We start from the raw sequence: 19,289 nt of genomic DNA on the forward strand, positions 1-19,289 counted from the left end.
GTGACTAACTCGTGATTAAAAAATGAATGGGATCCTAAGATCAAGTTGGCAGATTCTACCGAATTTCAACGGCTGCTGCTATCTTTCGATAACGCATTTGTTGACAGGCCGTCCGCAACGGGCTGACCAAGAACCCGGATCAGGCTGGGCTGGTATTCCCCCTGAGCAGACAAGCCGGACGCGCGACGACGGGCCAACAGCAACCCCAGCGCACCGCCCAGCAGTGCACAGGCAATCACACCGCCTTCACCGCCACCGGCCAGCTCAACAAACCACCATTGACCCAGTAAGGTCCCGAGCAGCATACACACCAGCGGCAAAACGTACACCAAAAGCGCCGACTGCAGCACACTGCGCTCAGACAGACCGATTTCAACCAGCTGCCCGACTTCAATCGGTTCATCAATATTTCTTGTCGACAGAGTCAGCTGATGCTGCCGCCCGGGCAGCACCTTGCTGATGACTCCCGTCCCGCAACTATTCTGCGAGGCACAGGAACCACAACTGGTTTGTTGCTGGCAACTCACCGTAATCTGGTTCCGTGCAACGGCGACGACCGTCGCCAGTGAATGCATCATGGTTTTCCGGCTCCATCAAAGGTTACTGATTCAGCAACCCGTCTGGCGGTCGCAGGCGGAATATCCCCGACCACAGTCACTTCTTTATCTTTCAGCAGCTGGCTGTGCAGCGTGCGGCGGCCCTGACGAACCAGTTGTTCCCGCACACTGAACCCGTCCGCTGCCGAAACGTAAATTGAAAAGCTGAACAACCCGTCGGTATACATCTGACTTTCCACCGGACGCTCTGTCAGCATCAGCCGGTGCCGATTATGCGCAATACTCTCAAACCCCTGTGGCAGCCAGGTCACCTGCCAGGACAACTGAACCTGAGGCTGGGGCGGCAACTGAACAACTTCAGGCAGTTTCACCGACTTCAGACTTTCCAGCACATCCGCCACTTTATCATTGACGACATACGAGACCGCCCGATACTGCTCCAGCGGTTCCCCGTCGCGATCGAGCAAATCTGCCCTCAGCACCAGGTGTGAGTGAGTATCCATCCACAGCAGGTAGGAGTAACGGGCGCCGTCTTTCGGAGCAATACGCACCACATCGCAGGCCGTTCCGGCCTCGCGGGAGCGTCCCATCGGAATGAAATCGTAATATTGCGCCAGTTCTGCAACATTACTCCGCATGATCGGCGGCAAAGGGGCCACCATACGGTTACTGTTGATCGTAAACGGATCCAGACCAGGCTCGAAATAGCTGACTTCCTCTCCCCGCTGAATCACTTCCCGCGGCGGACCACTGAGATAAACCAGATGTGCATAAGTCTGACCGTCTTCTATCGCATGGCGGTAGCGTAACGGTTCAATACTGTTTTTCTTGATGAGGATGTAAGACACCTCATAACTCAATTGCCTGGTGGCCTTATCCATTTGATGCAACAAAGCCTCTGCAGAAGTAGTTGTTTCTTCTTCCGCAGAGGCTTGCCAAGGCATTGCCAGGCTGACCAGTGTCATTACACCGACCAGAAATTTTTTCATATCACCGCCACGAATCAGTGTGATTCCAACAGAGTTTTATCCAGACTGCCGTCTTCTGCATTCAGGCGCAGCTGCAACTCATAATCCTGCAACATTGCGTTGATACGCCGGCGTTGCTCCATCAGTTGTGCTTCGCTTGGCGACTCAGAGTGAGGGCGAACAGAATCACGGGTCAGGCTCACAGGTTCAGCAGTTCCGGCAAAAGGAATGGTCTGAAGAACAGGTACATCATTATTTGCCCCACTGGCTAATGATGCTTCTTCACCACCGTTATATTGTTGTACGCCGATAATCACTGCCAATGAGACGCTGGCTGCGACAGCAACCTGACCAAACTGCGTCAGCCAGGCTGGCATAGAACGCCGAGCCTGCTGAGGACGAGGCTGCTCAGTCTGTGGCATCTGAACCACATTGTCATGACCTGTCGTTACAGCATGATTGCCTGACAGGCTGTGCGCAGGTTCGTCTTCCAGTGCCATCGCCACCTGACCGGCGATATCCCATCGCGGTTGTCCCGGCGCTTCACCATGCAAAACATCGCTCATCAAATGATAAGCCTGCCAGCTTTGCTTTGCGGCGTCATCGACCAGAAGCTGGTTAATCACACTCTGATCGACATCTTCACCATCAAGCAAAGCCGAAATTTTTTCTTTATCAGCCATCTTTGTCACCGTTTGGCCCAAATATTAGCGCTGCATCAGGGGGGTGATCCGTTTTTCGACCGCCTCCCGAGCCCGGAAAATACGAGAACGTACCGTACCGACCGGACAGCCCATGACTTCTGCAATTTCCTCGTAACTCAATCCCTCAAGTTCACGAAGCGTAATTGCGGTCTTCAAATCATCCGGGAGGCTTTCTATGGTACTGAATACCACCCGCTTCAATTCATCTGACAACATTTGGTTCTCAGGGTTCGAAATTTCTTTCAGGGCACCGCCATTTTCATAATATTCGGCCTCCTCCGCGTCCACATCGGTGGCTGGCGGACGTCGCCCCTGAGCAACTAAATGATTTTTTGCTGTGTTGACAGCAATACGATAAAGCCAGGTATAAAACGCGCTTTCCCCACGAAAAGACGGCAGCGCGCGGTAAGCCTTAATAAAAGCTTCCTGCGCTACATCCGGCACATCACCGGAGTTACCGACATAACGGGCAATCAGATTACAAACCTTATTCTGGTATTTCACGACCAGCAGATTAAAGGCTTGTTTGTCCCCTCGTTGTACTCGCTCTATCAGTACCTGGTCAGTTAACGGCTCGCTCATTCGAGCGTGTACTCCTCTGTCTGTGACAAGGTCATCCTGTTCTGAATGCAATAATAAAGATGGCTTCACCATTGATCATCCTCACTTCAGAACCGCTTATATTCTATGGACATAGAAGCCTAAAGAACTAAAGACCCCAAAAAAAGCGCAAAGTTCCATGAACACCATACTGACTCAGCCGTTTGTGCGCAACTGCCTATCTATTGACAATTGAACCGCACAGCCGCGATCGACAGAAATGCAAACTCAATGCTCACACCATCAAAAAAGTCCCACCAAAACGGTTTTTTGATAATATAGCGAGCTTACCACAGGGATATGAGATCAATATGAAAGAGAACCGAGAACACAGTTGCGATGTCCTGGTCATCGGTAGTGGCGCGGCAGGCCTGTCTCTGGCACTGCGTCTTGCTCCGATGTGTCAAGTGCTTGTCCTGAGTAAAGGCCCGCGTAGCGAAGGTTCAACCTACTATGCCCAAGGCGGTATCGCTGCTGTTTTTGATGAAACGGACAGTGTGGACTCTCATGTTGAAGATACTCAGATTGCCGGTGCCCATTTATGCGATGAAGATGTGGTCCGTTTCATTGCGGAAAATGCCCGCGACTGCGTGCAATGGCTGATTGATGCCGGGGTACCGTTTGATCAGGAAGATAACAGTACGGATGCTCAACCGCGTTACCACCTGACCCGCGAAGGCGGCCACAGTCACCGCAGAATTCTGCATGCAGCCGATGCCACCGGTATGGCGATGCAGATGTCACTGCAGGACAACGTCCACAATCACCCGAACATTCAGGTGCTTGAACGCCACAACGCACTGGACTTAATCACCAGCCACAAGCTGGGTCAGACCGAACAGCCAAACCGTGTTCTCGGTGCTTATATCTGGAACCGCCAGCGCGAGTCCGTCGAAACCGTACGTGCAAAATTCGTGGTTCTGGCCACTGGCGGGGCATCCAAGGTTTATCAGTATACGTCAAACCCGGACGTTTCTTCCGGTGACGGGATTGCCATGGCCTGGCGGGCCGGTTGCCGGGTCGCTAACCTGGAGTTCAACCAATTCCATCCAACCTGTCTGTTCCATCCGGAGGCGCGCAACTTCCTGTTAACGGAGGCACTGCGTGGTGAAGGTGCTTACTTGCGTCGCCCGGACGGCTCCCGTTTCATGCCGGAATTTGACGAGCGTGCGGAACTGGCCCCCCGGGATGTCGTCGCCCGCGCCATCGACTATGAGATGAAGCGTCTGGGTGCAGACTGTATGTATCTGGATATCAGTCACAAACCGGCTGATTTCGTTACCAAACACTTCCCGACCATTTATGAAAAGTTGCTGACCTACAGCATCGACATCACGACCGATCCGATCCCTGTCGTACCTGCAGCCCACTATACCTGTGGCGGTGTGATGGTGAACAAACAGGGCCAGACAGATCTGACCGGCTTGTATGCCATTGGTGAGGTGAGCTACACCGGTCTGCACGGTGCGAACCGGATGGCTTCTAACTCATTGCTGGAATGTGTGGTCTACGCCTGGTCGGCCGCAAACCATATCAGCGAGCATATGAATGAGGTCAGCCTGCCTGCTTCACTGCCGCTGTGGGACGAAAGTAAAGTCTCCAACTCCGACGAAGAAGTCGTGATTCAGCACAACTGGCATGAGTTGCGTCTCTTTATGTGGGACTATGTGGGAATCGTGCGGACGACCAAGCGTCTGGAGCGAGCCATGCGCCGTATCCAGCTGCTGAAGCAGGAGATCGACGAGTACTACAGTAACTTCCGGGTCTCAAACAACCTGCTGGAGTTACGCAACCTGGTACAAGTCGCTGAGCTGATGGTCCACTGTGCCCTGGCACGCAAAGAAAGCCGGGGCCTGCACTACACACTCGATTACCCGGAAATGCTGGAGACCCTGTCGCCAACCATTCTGGATCCGCGCAAGACCCAATAGCGGCTAAAAAAACGGGAGCCGCCATGGCTCCCGTTTCAGATCTGACAGTTAATCAACTCAGACTTTGAAGACCTTGATGGCTTCAGCCAGCGTACTGGCCTGCTGCGAGACCGACTGCGCCGCCTGCACATTTTCCTGCACGATGGTGACATTACTGTTGGTCACATCACGGATTGAAACCACACGCTCACCAATGTCCTCAGACACATAGCTTTGCTGTTCCACAGCAGCGGCAATCTGAGTGCTGGTCTCCAGGATTTGCTGCATATCCGAAATAATAGTGTTGATTTTGGTCTCCGCACTGTCGGCCTGCGCAACGCTCTGTTCACCCAGCGAACGACAATGTTCAATATGGCTCACGACCTGCTCGGTCTGCTGTTGCAGGGAGCTGATAATCGACGTGATTTCCTGTGTCGATTGCTGAGTCCGCATCGCCAGAGAGCGAACTTCATCCGCAACTACCGCAAAGCCTCTGCCCTGCTCACCGGCACGGGCTGCTTCAATCGCCGCATTCAGTGCCAGCAGGTTGGTCTGCTCAGCGATATTTTTGATCACATCGACCACAGAGCCGATATTGTCAGACAAGCCCGATAGGCTCGACACTTCCTCGGTACTTTGCGCCAGACCGGACGACAGCTGATAAATACGCGAACGGGTCTCCACAACTTCCGCCAGTCCCCGTGACGCTTCATCATGACTGCGGGCCGTGTGCGAAGCCGCCTGCTGAGTACTGCTGGCGACATCCCCGATCGTCGCGCGCATTTCCGTACTGGCTGTAGCAACCGAGTCACTGTCTGTCAGCTGGGCGGCCAGAGCATGTTCAGCCTCCTGGCTTCGCTTTTGCAGCTGAGAAGAAGCGGCACCCAGCTCAGATACAGCTGACTGTACTTCGCTCACCAGCTGACGCAGGCTATTCAGAAGATAGTTAAAATGTGTCCCCATTTCCGCCAGCTCATCATTCCCCGAAGTATCGGCATGCAAAGTCAGGTCATGGCGCGTCGCAATACAGTTCATCAGACCGCTGAGGCGTTCAACCGGACGCAAGATGGACACACTGATTCGCCAGGAAAGAACGATCACAGTCGCAATGATCGCGATGACCACCAGCCAGGTAAACCGGGTAATCATGGCATTGACGGCAACCGCCTCTTGATCCAGTTTCTGCTGCATCAGTGCAAACTCAGCTTCAACCTGATGTGACTGATCACGAATCTGACCTCTCAGGCCTTCTTTATGGCTCAGGCCCACCCGGGTTTTCTGAGCGACAAACTGATCAAATGCCTGTTGAAAATCACGATACAGCTGACCCAGTCCGGCCGTTAACTGATCGCCGTATGCGTCCTGATAGCGGTGATATTCGGAAAGCAAAGCTTTGTCATCTGTAGTCGCAAATAGCTTGGCCGTCAGGACAACCTGATAAGCTTCCAGCGACAGCGGGCTGTCCGATGCCTGCGTAATCAGAACATCGCCTTTTTCATACAGGTCATGATACAACCCTTCAGACAAGCTCAGTCCCAGAGACTGATAACCGGCAACCAGGTCTTGCATCCCGTGATGGTAGCTTGCCATCTGCCCGGGCAGTGAATTGATCTGCGGCAATTGAATCGACAGTGAAGTCAAGTCATTTTTCAGCGATGTCAGCTGACGAGAAAACTTGTCGATATTCCCGTTAAACGTCTTGAGATATTTCACGTCCATACGGGCCAGAAAATCTTTTTCATTGCGTCTGAGGTTCAGCAATGTCACTTCCAGCTTATCGATTTGCCCTTTTGCAGTTTCTATTTTTGCGAACTGCTGATTACTGTAACTGTTGATCCCGATCAGTAAAAAAATCGCAGCAACAGTTAACCCCGCCAGCCCCAGTAACTTATGTCTGATTTTCATTACATTGCTTTCCCTCAAGAGACACCTGTGCGGAAGTTCGCCATTGCTAATTCCGAGGCTGTTATTATAAATTTCTCATCATGTAATTACACAGTAAGAACGTCAGACAACGCCGGTATCCTGAGGACTTCGCGCGGTTTTCAAGCGGGTTATGTGTTAAAAATTGAAGTGCCTTCCAAGTTTGAATCTGTCGCAGTAACAAGCCAAAGGAAATAGTTAAGCCAACCGACAGAAGAGACTCAGACGTCGGAATTCCTGATCTGTACAGGCATCCCGACATATCGTCAGGCGATGTACGTGTTGGGAAGCTTCCAGTTCCATCACCAGCAGGTAGGGGGTGAGCAACAGTGCATGAGATAATTGCCACTGTCGGTTTTGCCATTCCAGTTGCTGATCCGCAAAAAGAACGAGGCGACCTTTGATTTGAGCGGCGCGGTTTCCGGCTTTTACATATTCAGGCCACAGCCATAAACACATCAGCCAAACCAGCGGCAATGACAACACCTCAATCACGGCCAGAAAGAACAGCATGCCTGCCGCCGTCAGGTAAGCCCCGGTTAAAGCGACAAGCAAGATATCAGAAGGAAAGATATGCAGATTAGCGAAGCTTACTCTTGTTGTGGGCAACAATTTTGTCCACCATCGCTGCATGAACCGGGTTGCTGCTGTTCCCGTGTTCCATCAGCCAATTAAACAAGTCAGGATCGTCACATGTCAGCAGAGAAACGAAATCCTGACATTCCTGCGGGCTCAGATCATCAAAGCACTCTTCAAAAAACGGCAAAAGGATGACGTCCAGCTCCAGCATGCCACGGCGGCAAGCCCACCTAATTCGTGCTTTATCATTGGCACCTATCATTTCCAACCTCAACTCCTGTTGGTGTATATATTGCGGCAATACTACCAGCCTGGCTGGCCGCCGCCTATCTGCACAAGCAGACGGCACAGTAAAATGAGAGCTGGTCGAGATAATACCTGACATCAAAACTCAGGTATTGCAGACTGCTGGCTGACAAAATCCAGCCAGAGCGATAACATAGCGCTTATTCGATGCCTTTCTGAGGGTAATTCGTTCCCTCTTTCAACAATGGATACGATGATGAGTACCTGGTCTGAAACTTTGCAATTCGACAAAATCCCGCTTACCGCTGAAAGCGCAATGCCTTCCCTTGCCCTGATCGATCTCAGCAGCTGGGGACTGGTGACTCTCGTTGGCCCGGACAGCATTTCATACCTGCAGGGACAAGTGACCTGTGATGTCGTCTCACTGGCGCCGGACCAGTCTACCCTGGGCGCTCATTGTGATGCCAAAGGCAAGATGCGGACCGTCTTCCGTCTGTTCCGCCATCGGGATGGGCTGGGCTGGTTACAGCGCAAGAGCGTGATGGACACCCAGTTACCGGAACTGAAAAAGTACGCCATCTTCTCAAAAACCACCATCGAAGCCAGTCAGGACATTCTGTTGGGATTCGCGGGTGAGCAGGCTGAAGCCATGATCGATCAGCTTGTTGGCGGCGAAGGTGATGTGCGCCCGCTGCCTGATGGCACTGCCGTGAAAATTGATGATCAGCGCTGGCTGCTGGCCGTCGATGCAGCAACGGCCAATGACATTGCAGCCAAATTGAGTGGCACAGCCTTATTGTCTGATGATTCACTGTGGGATCTTTATGATATCCGTCAGGGCATTGCCCGGATCGAATCAGTAACTGAGCTTGAATTCATTCCTCAGTCCCTGAATCTGCAGGCACTGGACGGGATCAGCTTCAAGAAAGGCTGCTACACCGGCCAGGAAACCGTTGCCCGGGCCAAATGGCGCGGCATCAATAAACGCGCCATGTATTTGCTGTCCGGACCGGCAGCGCACTGTCCGAAAGCCGGAGACGTACTGGAGCGCAGCGTCGGCGAAAACTGGCGTAAAGGCGGCACGGTGATTGCCGGTTATCAGTTCAGCGATGGTCAGGCGATTGCCCTGGTTGTGCTGCCGAATGATCTGGATGAGGGAACGGCTTTCCGTCTGGCAGCCGAGCCTGAAGGTCAGTGGCTGCAACAACCACTGCCCTATTCGCTGGATGAAGAGGCCTGATGTTAGATACGCCTGTCACCCGTTATCTTCAGCAGGAAGGCATCGACTTCCTGCTGCTGACGCACAGCAAACCCGCCCGTACCATCGAGGAAGCAGCTGAAGCCCGCGGAGTCGCACCCGAAGTAATGGTCAAATCGATTCTGCTGCGGGATATGAGCGGTTTTCATGTCCTGGCCTGTGTGCCGGGTACCAGGCAGGTCGATCCCAAGAAGGTCCGGGCTCTGTTTGCGTGCCGGCGTATGACCTGCGCAGACGCCAGAGACGTCGAAAGTGTCACCGGACTGATCATTGGCACCGTCGCCCCCATCGGGCTGAAGCAAAGATTGCCGGTCGTCTTCGACCACGCGCTGGCAGAATTCCAGCGCGTCAATATCAGCAGCGGCGACCGTATGGCCGGAATTGAACTGGCAATGCAGGATTTAGTTCAGCTCTGTGCGCCGATGTACGGCGACATTTGCCGTTAGGTTTCCTCAGCATCTGATTCTCATTTGCGTAAACATGCAACTTTTCCGTCATAAAACGCAGAGATCGGAGCAGTCATAAATTCCAGCAGATCCTACTTTTTTATCTGCTGGCTCTCCCGTTTTCTGCCTCATATTTCACCACACCCCAGCCTTATGAACGTGTCGGAAAGTTGCACAGCACTCCAAAAACAAGCTTTAAACCACTGATAAATATAAGGAATATCTAAATCAAATACAGACATCTGTCTGTTTCCAAACATTTTGTTACATGGCTATCCATACAATACTTCAGAACTTTATCCTGTATCGGTCGGATTTTGACAAAATTATTTAAATCAAGATCTCATTTTACATAAACATTATGCTGTGAATATCACAATTATTTCACAGTTGATTCCCTATAATGCCCCCGGTCACGAACACCAAGAAAACATAAAAACTTAAGGCAAGGTTGCTCATCATTATGCGCATGTTTAAACAGTACATCCCCAAGATGGTTGCAAAACACGTCAGCAGGCTATTCAGTGGAAGAATTTATATTGATGGTCGCGGGGGGTATGAATTCGATAATGGGCTGTTAAAAATCCCAACCAAAGCACAACAGCGTCATTTTGACACCGTCAAAGAAGTCAATCAGGAAATCCGCCGCCTGAAAGAGGCTGCGTAACCGAAATGAGCAGGCCGGTCACAACCGGCCTGACTGGCAAAGATCAACAACCCGATGGATTAATCTTCTTCTTGTGTTAACTCCTGATATGCCGCCGCATCAAGCAGTTCATCCAGTTCACCTTCATCATCCGCTTTGATCTGAAACAGCCAGCCATCGCCGTAAGGATCGTTATTCACCAGTTCCGGAGCCAGCTCAAGATCTTCATTGATCGCAATGACCACCCCGGATAAAGGAGCATACACATCGGAAGCCGCTTTCACCGACTCCGCAACGGCACATTCATCGCCCGCTTCTGTCGTACTGTCCACATCCGGCAGATCAACAAAAACCATATCTCCCAGCAATTCCTGAGCATGATCGCTGATCCCTACGGTATAAACGCCATCCCCTTCGGGACGCACCCATTCATGGGTATTCGTATATTTCAGTTCAGAAGGAATGTGACTCATAAATAGTTCCTTACCCAAAGCGGCCTGTTTCGCGACAGCCGACACGTTCTCGACAAAAGAAGTTTCCCGAAAAGCGGGCTTCGCCAGCCCTGCCTAACATTACTTTAGGAGAAAAAAATCAGATTGAAAGCAAATACCCTCACAAAAAAAAGCCGCCTCTTTCGAGACGGCTTCTGTTTCAAATTTTAAAATAATCACTCAGCTCAACGACTGATTCTCTGCCTACGCTTTCGCCAGTGCCGGCAAGTCGCCACTGAGACCCAGCGCCCGGCGCATGAACTGATCTTTCACGCCCGGGGCATGATTGGCCAGCAGAAGGCCGACATCACGCAGTAATTTTTTCGCCGGATGATTGCCGTCAAACAATTCGCGGAATGCCTGCATGGTCGCAATCATCTTCGCGGCTTCAGCTTTACGCCAGCGCTCAAAGTAACGCAGGTGCTGACGAGCGCCGATATCCTTATCCTGACGCCACAGTTCAATCAACGTCTCCGCCAGACTCGCCGCATCCAGCAGTCCCAGATTCACGCCCTGACCCGCCAATGGATGAATGGTATGGGCAGCGTCTCCAATCAGAGCAACACGATCCCGGACAAAGTCACGGGCATAACGCATTTTCAGCGGCACAACCTGACGCTCTCCTTCCAGACTGCATAAGCCCAGACGACAATCAAATGCAGCTGTCAGGGCATGATTGAATGCATCCGGCGTCATGGCCAGGAGCGCTTCCGCCTTCTCCGGTGTGACGGACCACACGATGGAGCACAAATCCGGCTCTGCCAGCGGCAGAAATGCGAGCGGGCCATCCGGCGTGAAAATTTGCCGGGCAGTCTGCTGATGCGGCTCCGCACAACGAATATTTGCCACCAGCGCATGATGACCGTAATCCCAGTGTGTCAGCGGAATATCGAGTTGATTGCGTACCCAGGAATTGGCGCCATCAGCACCAACCACCAGTTTGGCCGTCAGATGCTGTCCGTTATCCAGGGTCAGCCAGGCTTCATGTTCACCAAAGGCCAGTTGCTGGCAACGGACAGGAGCCATCAGGCTGACATTGTGCTGTTTTTGGATCTGATCCAGTAAAGATAACTGAATCACACGATTTTCAACGATGTGGCCCAGATCCGGCTGTGACAACGCTTGTGCGTCAAAACTGATATGAGCGAAGCTGTCCTGCTCCCAGACATCCATTTGCTGATAGGGGCTGATCCGGCGTGCTGCCATCCCCTGCCAGGCGCCGACACGGCGCAGGATACGTTCGCTGGCCCGGCTGAGCGCCGATACCCGGACATCCGGCAGCGACGACAATGCAGGCTCCGGCAGGTGGCCTTCAATCACAGCGATCCGGAGCTCCGTATCTGCCAGTGCCGCAGCCAGGGTCAGGCCAACCATACCACCGCCGATAATTGCTACATCTACGCTTTGCATCATGCTTATCTGTCCACCTGTCCCATCGCCCGCTTCACCAGCGGTGCTTTCAATACGTTTAGTGCATTCATGGCCATCAGACCGGCATTCCGGCCTGCCACCAATGGCCAGTATTCGTTGGCAAAGACTGTCACCAATCCTGAGGTCATCGCAATTGTGGCGGCCTGATCTGACTCTCGGCGCTGACGGAAACGACTGAGTACAGCCATGCTGCCAGCCTCATCGCCCCGCGAAACGCCGGCCACAACTTCTTCAGCCAGCGTCATCACATCACGCAACCCCAGATTGAATCCCTGTCCGGCGATCGGATGCAGGGTTTGTGCTGCATTGCCAATGACCGCGAACCGGTGCGACACCCGACGCTCCGCCTGACGCAGGCTCAGCGGGTAGGCATAGCGCTGACCCGTTTTGACCATCTGTCCCAGACGCCAGCCAAAAGCTTTCTGTAATTGCTGCAAAAACATTTCGTCATCCCAGCCCATCACCGTCTCTTGCTGTTCCGGGGGAACGCACCAAACCAGTGAGCTGCGTCCATGACTCATCGGTAACAGGGCAAGCGGGCCAAAGGGCGTAAAGCGTTCAAAAGCTTCGCCCTCATGCGGTTTCGCAGTTGACACATTGGCAATAATTGCCACCTGTTCAAAATTCAGTGACGTCTGGTTGATTCCCAGCTGAAGGCAGCATTCCGACAGCCCTCCGTCTGCAGCAACCAACAAATTCGCCCGGCAGGATTCACCGGAAGAAAGCTGCAGGATGACCTGATCAGTCTCCCGCTCAATCGACATGATTTTTACCGGACAAAGCAGATCAATCCCTGAACTTTGCGCGAGCTGTTCATGAAAAACCGCGCCAGCCTGAGCCAGTTCGATCACATAACCCAGCGCATCAGCACCATATTCATCTGCCGCGATCCGAGCCAGACCGGCATGGCCCCGGTCAGACACATGAATCCGGGAAATCGCAGTTGCTTCATGCTTCAGTGCAGACCAGAGACCAAGCTCCGTCATCAGCTGCACCGACCCCAGCGACAGGGCAATACTGCGGGCGTCATAACCGGGATGGCCGGACTGCTCCGGTAACACGGCCTCAACAACAGCAATACGCAAAGCGCCTTCACTCAGCCTGTCCAGCGCCAGCGCCAGGCTGGCGCCCGTCATTGCGCCTCCGGCAATCACAACATCATACTGCTTCACGTTTGTCTTCCCTCAGAACACCACGATGATCAGTGCAGGGTCGGCTTGTCAGCCTGCTCACTCTGGTGCCGTGCAACCAGTTCAAAGTAACAGGTCAGTGCACACATGCGAACATGCTCAATCACCTGTTCGAACAGCGCGGCCTGCTCTTCCATATCGTCATCTTCATCGATGCCCAGCTGTGCAATATCCTGCAAATCACCCAGCGCTTCCTGGACGGCAGCCGGTAATTTCTCATGATTCAATCCCATCAAACCCAGCCCGGAGAGGAAACAGTTCACCCATTCGCTTAATGCTTCGGCGCGATCCATCAGGTCCATTTCATCATCCGGCAGGAGCAAAGTGACTTCAAACCCGGTACTCGCCAGCGCTTTGGCCGTAATTTCCACCAGACTTTGTGTCAGTGTTCTGGCTTCACCACCCAGCGATTCACCGTTATTGGCATAGTCCGCAATCGGACCAATCCACTGTTCTCCGTCTGCCGGCAAACCGCCGCACAACATGCCTGTCAGCAGTCCGTGCAGTTCAGCAGGCGTGACTGCCAGAGACTGAATTTTCAAAGCAGTTTCAACCGCTTCATATGCCGGCAACTTTACTTCGCTCATGGGCTTTTCACCTTAATCAGTTGGTGTCAGATGGGTTGGAGATATGCTACCACTAAGGCTGGTTTCAGGCTAACGTAAAGCAGGAGGCGATTGATTCATCCGTCATTTTTGCAGCCTCCCTTCAGCAGAATGACAGAAAAAGCGCCGAACTGATGAAGAACTGTCTCCCTGATGGCTTCCCTTCAGTCTGACCCAGTCGCGCGCTTGCAAGTTAAATTGGCTTTTTCTATATTAGCCGCAGATATATCCAAATCCCCTCAAGAAGTCTGGTTCAGTCAGATTTGCTTGGTTCACAGGCCCGGTACCGGTTGATGGTCTCTGTCGCTTGAGGTCAGTTGGGGATAATGGCTCAATCAAATCACAGTGACTGACACGGAACCAAGACAGCTATGAGCTCGCAGGCAGTTGAAATTGAAATTTTAGGCCGTACCATTAAGGTCAATTGTCCGGAAGGCCAGGAAACGGCACTGCGTGCGGCGGCGGCAGATTTTGATAACCGCCTGCAAGAGCTGTCTCAGCGAACCAAAGTCTCGAATCCAGAACAGTTACTGATGTTTACCGGACTAAACATTTGCAGCGAGCTGCACAAAGAACGTAAAGAATTTAGCAGCAATGCGCAATCTGTGTCCGACCGAATCGGACAATTAGCAGAAAGCTTAGATCAGGCATTGCAAAATCAACCGCAACGTTGATAATGAATTGACCCTGGGGTGTACGTCAGCGAATCGACGTCCCCGAGCCGATAAGCAAAAAACCAGGATCGGCTTTTATCAGCTACTGAGCAGGCTCAGCATGACTGAGAAGCCTACGGCTGATGCTGCCAATCCACCTTGAACGTCTGGTTCAAGGGCAACAATTCGCAACGGCACCTTGGGGTACTCCTTCTTTTCTATCCTGCTCTCAGCCAGCAGTATTTTCCTGAGCAGGTGACGACGGATAAAGCATGATATGGATGCCTTCCACCGCCATGGCCAGGCTGGCCTGACAACTCAATCCACCCGACAGCAACTTCGTCAGCAAGTCCGCCTGAAACGTCAGACACTGTCGCTTCACCAGCAGGAACAGGCGAGCAAAGCCGTGCTGGCACGTTTTAATCAGCTTCAGGATGTGCATCACGCGCAGCATGTTGCGATTTACCTCAGCAGTGACGGAGAGCTGGATACAGGACCGCTGATCGAGTGGTTGTGGCATCATGGTAAAACCGTGTATCTGCCGGTACTGCATCCCTTCAGCAAAGGCCACCTGCTGTTTTTACACTATCATCCGGACAGCCGGATGCACTGTAACCGCTACGGCATAGCGGAGCCTGTGCTGGATGTTCGCCATGTCAAACCCGTACACGAACTGGATTTGATGTGCACGCCACTGGTTGCCTTTGATGAACAGGGGCAGCGACTGGGCATGGGCGGCGGCTATTATGACCGTACGCTGAGCCAGTGGCATCATCACGGAAAAGGACCTCGGCCACTCGGACTGGCACATGACTGCCAGCAGGTCCGTCACCTGCCATCCGAAGCCTGGGATGTCCCCTTACCCGCCATCATCACCCCATCGGCCTACCATCATTGGTAAACATCTGAATCACAGGATATCTAAACAGGGATCTCAGTCATGTTTTTCCAATGTCAGCAACCGCAGGGTCGGCTATAATCAGCGCTCGCATTCTGTTGGTCATCACGAGGAGAAAGGCATGACACAAGATGAAATGAAGAAAGCGGCGGGCTGGGCAGCCCTGGACTATGTGACCAAAGGCAGCATTGTCGGCGTTGGCACCGGCTCGACCGTCAATCACTTCATCGATGCCCTGGCCACCCGCAAAGAAGAAATCAAAGGGGCGGTCTCCAGTTCTGTGGCTTCCACCAAGCGTCTGGAAGAGCTGGGTATCCCAGTCTTTGATGCCAACGAAGTGTCCTCACTGGACATCTACGTCGATGGTGCCGATGAAATCAATGCCGAGTTTGACATGATCAAAGGGGGCGGAGCCGCCCTGACCCGCGAAAAAATCGTGGCCGCAATTGCCAAGAAGTTCATCTGTATTGTCGATAACACCAAAGAAGTCGACGTGCTGGGCCAATTCCCGCTGCCCGTTGAAGTGATTCCGATGGCCCGGTCTTTCATTGGCCGTGAACTGGTGAAACTGGGCGGTGACCCGGTTTACCGTGAAGGCGTGGTCACAGACAACGGCAACATCATTCTGGATGTCCACAGCATGAAAATCACCGACCCGAAAGCACTGGAAGATCAAATCAATGCCCTGCCGGGCGTGGTTACGGTTGGCCTGTTTGCCCATCGTGGCGCAGATGTCCTGCTGGTTGGCACACCTAAGGGCGTGAAAACTGTCACTAAATAACAGTTTTGACGCTTTTCATACGGCTTGATGACTAAACGGCATAATATATGCCGTTTTTTCTTATCCATTTCGTAATATTCTCGCCACGCCACCAAATTTTTTGATACTTTAGTGAGAACGCAATCGTTTAAGCTCACCAGACAGCAATACAGGGTGTACGCCTGTCACCATACCGCATCACACAGTGATGTGGCGGGAGCACGTTATCCTGCTCGCTGAATGGAATACCTGTTGTTTTTAAGGAAAAGAACCTATGGCTAAAGTTTCTCTGGATAAAGATAAAATTAAAATCCTGCTCCTGGAAGGCGTTCACCCCTCAGCACTGGAAGTTCTCAAACAAGCCGGTTACGAAAACATTGAGTATCACAAAGGCTCTCTGGCTGGTGATGAACTGCTGGAAGCAATTCAAGACGCGCATTTCGTGGGTATCCGTTCCCGCACGCAGCTTTCCGCAGAAGTCTTTGATGCCGCCAAGAAACTGATCGCCGTCGGTTGTTTCTGTATCGGGACCAACCAGGTCGATCTGGCGGAAGCCAGCCGCCGTGGTATCCCGGTGTTTAACGCCCCATTCTCAAATACCCGAAGTGTTGCAGAGCTGGTGCTGGGTGAAATTCTTTTGCTGCTGCGCGGCATTCCGGAAAAAAATGCCAAAGCCCATCGCGGTGAATGGCAGAAAAGCGCCGACGCCTCCTATGAAGCCCGCGGGAAAAAACTGGGGATCATCGGTTACGGCCACATCGGTACACAGCTCAGTATCCTGGCTGAAAACTTGGGAATGGATGTTTATTTCTATGACATTGAAAACAAGCTGACCCTGGGCAATGCAACCCAGGTGGATACGCTGAGTGAATTGCTGAACAAAGCCGATGTCATCACACTGCATGTCCCGGAAACGCTGGATACTCAGAACATGATGGGTGCAGAAGAGTTTGCACGCATGAAGCCGGGTTCCATCTTCATCAACGCGGCCCGCGGCACTGTGGTCGATATTGACGCGCTGTGCAGTGCACTGGAGAGCAAGCATCTGGCCGGTGCGGCAATTGATGTTTTCCCGGTTGAGCCTAAAACCAATAACGACCCGTTTGAATCACCACTGACCCGTTTCGACAACGTGATTCTGACGCCGCATATCGGTGGGTCAACACAGGAAGCGCAACAGAATATCGGCATTGAAGTCGCCGGTAAGATTGTGAAGTACTCAGACAACGGTTCAACCGTTTCAGCCGTTGGTTTCCCGGAAGTAACTTTGCCCGAGCACAGAGGGTGTTCACGTCTGCTGCACATTCACGAAAACCGTCCGGGCATTCTGAACCAAATTACGACGATTTTCGCTTCAGAAGGCATCAACATCGCGGCACAATACCTGCAAACCAGTCCTGAACTGGGTTACGTGGTCATTGATGTTGAGACAGAGCGCTCAGAAGAAGCCCTGAACAAACTGAAGGCTATCGACGGAACCATTCGAGCCCGTATCCTGCACTAACCGTTCAGTTTCCTTCCTTGTAAACAACAAGAAGCTCGCCCTATGGCGAGCTTCTTTCTTTCGGAGATAAACCAGCTGAGATTAGTTTTCCAGACGGAAGACCACTTCCACACGGTCACGAAAGGTGATTTCAGCATCCTGATAGGTCGCTTTAGTTTCAACCGCAGCATCCATCGCCATGCGTCCCATGACCGGGCGAGGCATCGGATCGAAATAACGAATATTCCAGACCCCATCAATATCGCTATCAAAGCCTTTTGCCAGAGATTTGGCTTTGCTCTTCGCATCTTTGATAGCAGCCTGACGAGCCTGCTCCTGATACTTTTCTGCGTCGCTGACCTTCAGCTCAATATTTTGAATGTGATTGATCCCGTCACCCAGCGCATTATCCAGATAGGTATTGAGTTTATCGAGGTCACGGACCATCACCGTCACCTGACGCGTCGCCTGATAGCCGACCAGTTCAGGCGGATTGTCGTTACTCCGGTGGTACTGCGGATGCAGATAGATGTTGGCACTTTCAATATCTGCACGCTTCACGCCGCTCTTTTGCAGACGGTCCATGAACGCAGTCACAGCTTTGTCGACAGCCTGCTTGGCTTCCTGTGCCGATTTACGGGTTTCCTCAACCGCGACCGTGAACATAGCCATATCTGGCTGAGCAGTCACCTCGCCCACGCCAATGGTTTCCAGCCGCGGAAAGTTGTCATCTGCCATAGCCAGCGGGCTGAGCAGACTGGCACCACCGAAACAAACAGCAAGCAAAGTTTTCTTCATAACACCATCCCAATCTATTGATAAAGTGACACCCAGCCTTCTGAGGTGTTACGGGTATCCGGTTCTGTAAACTTGTGCGGGTTTGGACAAGCGGATAAAAGAATTTATCCCGGCTTTACATCAATTTACACAAAACATTCTGCTGATGACAGGACATCCGGCGTTCCGGAAAAGCCTCACTGCGGCAGCTTATGCCGGGCATGGTCCAGCAACTGAGCGGTCACTTCGCTGAATACACCGCTTTCCAGTGCCCAGTGATGCCAGTAAATTCGCCGGGTCAGCATGATGCCCGGCGTCAGATTCACCAGTTCGCCGCTTGCCAGCTCTTCTTCTATCTGCACTTTCGGGATCAGGCAGTATGCCACGCCGTGAAGCGCCAGCTTGACGAATGCTTCCGAAGAGCGCACCCGGTGTGTCAGGACACTGCCCCGCGGCAGATTAAAGTGCTGCTGAATGAAAACTTCGTGCATGTCATCGTACTGATCGAAAGCTACAGCGGGGGCTCCCAGCAACGTATCGCGATTCACTCCGTCTGCAAAATAGGTCGCCTGAAAGTCGGGGCTGGCAACACACAGATAGTCCATCCGGCCTAGATAATCGGCCACGCAGCCCGGCATTGGCGTTGCTTCCATGCTGATCGCGCCGACCACTTCCCCGCTGCGTAACCGGTCCAGTGTGCGGCTTTCATCTTCCAGCATCAGATTGATTTCAATGCGTCGCTGTTTGAGCAGCGGGCTGAGTGCCGGGAGCAACCAGGTTGCCAGGCTGTCGGCATTGGAGGCAATCGACATTTGCAGCGGCTGACTCTGCTCGCCGGGACGGATATCCGGCAACAGCTCCTGCTCCAGCAAACGCACTCGCCGGTACAACCCCAGCAACTTTTGCCCTGCCGGTGTCGGACGCGGAGGCTGTTCACGAACAAGCAGCGGCTGAGCCATGTGTTTTTCCAGCTGTTTGATCCGCTGCGAAACTGCGGACTGCGTAATACACAGGACTTCGGCTGCACGCTCAAAGCCCCGCTGAGACACAACAGCATCCAGCGCCTGTACCCAGCGATAATCGAGTCCTTCCATGTCACCCCTTGATTATTAGCCAATCTAATAAATCATAAAAATTATTAGTTTTACTAAATCATAGCGAGCC

General features: G+C 52.6%; 21 protein-coding genes and 1 other RNA gene. 9 read left to right on the forward strand and 13 right to left on the reverse strand.

All coding sequences use genetic code 11. The annotated features are described in order from the left end of the window. Positions 1-65: 65 nt before the first annotated feature. Genes ACYP03_RS21665 through rpoE form a run of 4 tightly spaced genes read right to left on the reverse strand, consistent with a single transcriptional unit; the run spans position 66 to position 2,811 of the window. Positions 66-578 (reverse strand): SoxR reducing system RseC family protein, encoded by a 513-nt coding sequence (locus tag ACYP03_RS21665; protein ID WP_330961860.1) that lies wholly within the window; start codon positions 576-578, stop codon positions 66-68. After that, positions 575-1,546, reverse strand: coding sequence for a sigma-E factor regulatory protein RseB (rseB, locus tag ACYP03_RS21670; protein WP_330961859.1), 972 nt, complete (start codon positions 1,544-1,546; stop codon positions 575-577). Before rseB ends, ACYP03_RS21665 begins: the two co-directional genes overlap by 4 nt. A gap of 14 nt (positions 1,547-1,560) precedes the next feature. Continuing rightward, positions 1,561-2,208 carry an RseA family anti-sigma factor gene (locus ACYP03_RS21675; RefSeq protein ID WP_330961858.1) on the reverse strand — a complete coding sequence of 216 codons (648 nt, stop codon included), beginning with the start codon at positions 2,206-2,208 and terminating at the stop codon, positions 1,561-1,563. Positions 2,209-2,232: 24 nt separating this feature from the next. After that, the gene (gene rpoE, locus ACYP03_RS21680; protein ID WP_248144030.1) at positions 2,233-2,811 is read right to left on the reverse strand and encodes an RNA polymerase sigma factor RpoE; all 579 of its coding nucleotides are present in this window, start codon (positions 2,809-2,811) and stop codon (positions 2,233-2,235) included. A gap of 329 nt (positions 2,812-3,140) precedes the next feature. On the opposite strand from rpoE, the gene nadB reads away from it, so the two are divergent. Continuing rightward, the gene (gene nadB / locus ACYP03_RS21685) at positions 3,141-4,760 is read left to right on the forward strand and encodes an L-aspartate oxidase (RefSeq protein WP_459782075.1); all 1,620 of its coding nucleotides are present in this window, start codon (positions 3,141-3,143) and stop codon (positions 4,758-4,760) included. 57 nt (positions 4,761-4,817) lie between these two features. Here the strand turns inward: nadB and ACYP03_RS21690 are convergent, their stop codons facing one another. The 3 genes from ACYP03_RS21690 to ACYP03_RS21700 all read right to left on the reverse strand — a co-directional run bounded on the left by ACYP03_RS21690 (position 4,818) and on the right by ACYP03_RS21700 (position 7,503). After that, entirely contained in the window at positions 4,818-6,644 is a 1,827-nt protein-coding gene (locus ACYP03_RS21690; protein ID WP_459782077.1) for a methyl-accepting chemotaxis protein, read from the reverse strand. 216 nt (positions 6,645-6,860) lie between these two features. Beyond that, positions 6,861-7,217, reverse strand: coding sequence for a protein YgfX (locus tag ACYP03_RS21695; RefSeq protein ID WP_442957596.1), 357 nt, complete (start codon positions 7,215-7,217; stop codon positions 6,861-6,863). A gap of 25 nt (positions 7,218-7,242) precedes the next feature. Then, positions 7,243-7,503 (reverse strand): FAD assembly factor SdhE, encoded by a 261-nt coding sequence (locus ACYP03_RS21700; RefSeq protein ID WP_036749374.1) that lies wholly within the window; start codon positions 7,501-7,503, stop codon positions 7,243-7,245. A 240-nt stretch (positions 7,504-7,743) separates the two neighbouring features. Here ACYP03_RS21700 and ygfZ point away from each other — a divergent pair, with 240 nt between their 5' ends. From ygfZ to ACYP03_RS21715, 3 genes are all read left to right on the forward strand, one after another. Then, positions 7,744-8,727, forward strand: a complete 984-nt coding sequence (ygfZ, locus tag ACYP03_RS21705) for a tRNA-modifying protein YgfZ (protein ID WP_459782078.1) — start codon at positions 7,744-7,746, stop codon at positions 8,725-8,727. Beyond that, positions 8,727-9,191 carry an aminoacyl-tRNA deacylase gene (locus tag ACYP03_RS21710; protein WP_248144021.1) on the forward strand — a complete coding sequence of 155 codons (465 nt, stop codon included), beginning with the start codon at positions 8,727-8,729 and terminating at the stop codon, positions 9,189-9,191. Before ygfZ ends, ACYP03_RS21710 begins: the two co-directional genes overlap by 1 nt. Before the next feature lie 463 nt (positions 9,192-9,654). Then, positions 9,655-9,858: a DUF1107 domain-containing protein gene (locus tag ACYP03_RS21715; RefSeq protein WP_248144019.1), complete on the forward strand. Its 204-nt coding sequence runs from the start codon at positions 9,655-9,657 to the stop codon at positions 9,856-9,858. Between the two features lie 59 nt (positions 9,859-9,917). On the opposite strand, the gene gcvH is transcribed toward ACYP03_RS21715, so the two are convergent. From gcvH to ACYP03_RS21735, 4 genes are all read right to left on the reverse strand, one after another. Beyond that, positions 9,918-10,310 (reverse strand): glycine cleavage system protein GcvH, encoded by a 393-nt coding sequence (gene gcvH / locus ACYP03_RS21720; RefSeq protein ID WP_248144017.1) that lies wholly within the window; start codon positions 10,308-10,310, stop codon positions 9,918-9,920. Positions 10,311-10,532: 222 nt separating this feature from the next. Then, entirely contained in the window at positions 10,533-11,741 is a 1,209-nt protein-coding gene (locus ACYP03_RS21725) for an FAD-dependent 2-octaprenylphenol hydroxylase (RefSeq protein WP_459782079.1), read from the reverse strand. 2 nt (positions 11,742-11,743) lie between these two features. Beyond that, positions 11,744-12,931, reverse strand: coding sequence for a 2-octaprenyl-6-methoxyphenyl hydroxylase (gene ubiH, locus ACYP03_RS21730; protein WP_459782080.1), 1,188 nt, complete (start codon positions 12,929-12,931; stop codon positions 11,744-11,746). A 29-nt stretch (positions 12,932-12,960) separates the two neighbouring features. Next, entirely contained in the window at positions 12,961-13,536 is a 576-nt protein-coding gene (locus ACYP03_RS21735) for a YecA/YgfB family protein (RefSeq protein ID WP_248144011.1), read from the reverse strand. 389 nt (positions 13,537-13,925) lie between these two features. Between ACYP03_RS21735 and zapA the strand changes: the two genes are divergently transcribed. From zapA to serA, 5 genes are all read left to right on the forward strand, one after another. Continuing rightward, a complete protein-coding gene (gene zapA / locus ACYP03_RS21740) occupies positions 13,926-14,228 on the forward strand; it encodes a cell division protein ZapA (protein WP_248144010.1) in 303 nt (100 codons plus the stop codon). A gap of 7 nt (positions 14,229-14,235) precedes the next feature. Further along, positions 14,236-14,417: non-coding RNA, 6S RNA (ssrS, locus tag ACYP03_RS21745), on the forward strand. A 67-nt stretch (positions 14,418-14,484) separates the two neighbouring features. Then, positions 14,485-15,108 (forward strand): 5-formyltetrahydrofolate cyclo-ligase, encoded by a 624-nt coding sequence (locus ACYP03_RS21750; RefSeq protein ID WP_248144009.1) that lies wholly within the window; start codon positions 14,485-14,487, stop codon positions 15,106-15,108. 118 nt (positions 15,109-15,226) lie between these two features. Continuing rightward, a complete protein-coding gene (gene rpiA, locus ACYP03_RS21755) occupies positions 15,227-15,886 on the forward strand; it encodes a ribose-5-phosphate isomerase RpiA (protein WP_459782081.1) in 660 nt (219 codons plus the stop codon). 253 nt (positions 15,887-16,139) lie between these two features. Continuing rightward, entirely contained in the window at positions 16,140-17,369 is a 1,230-nt protein-coding gene (gene serA / locus ACYP03_RS21760; protein WP_330961849.1) for a phosphoglycerate dehydrogenase, read from the forward strand. Positions 17,370-17,450: 81 nt separating this feature from the next. Here serA and ACYP03_RS21765 read toward each other — a convergent pair whose 3' ends face one another. After that, positions 17,451-18,146 carry an oxidative stress defense protein gene (locus tag ACYP03_RS21765; RefSeq protein ID WP_459782083.1) on the reverse strand — a complete coding sequence of 232 codons (696 nt, stop codon included), beginning with the start codon at positions 18,144-18,146 and terminating at the stop codon, positions 17,451-17,453. A gap of 176 nt (positions 18,147-18,322) precedes the next feature. Further along, entirely contained in the window at positions 18,323-19,219 is an 897-nt protein-coding gene (locus ACYP03_RS21770; RefSeq protein ID WP_248144005.1) for a LysR family transcriptional regulator ArgP, read from the reverse strand. Between the last annotated feature and the right edge of the window lie 70 nt (positions 19,220-19,289).

Source organism: Photobacterium sp. R1 (assembly GCF_054600795.1).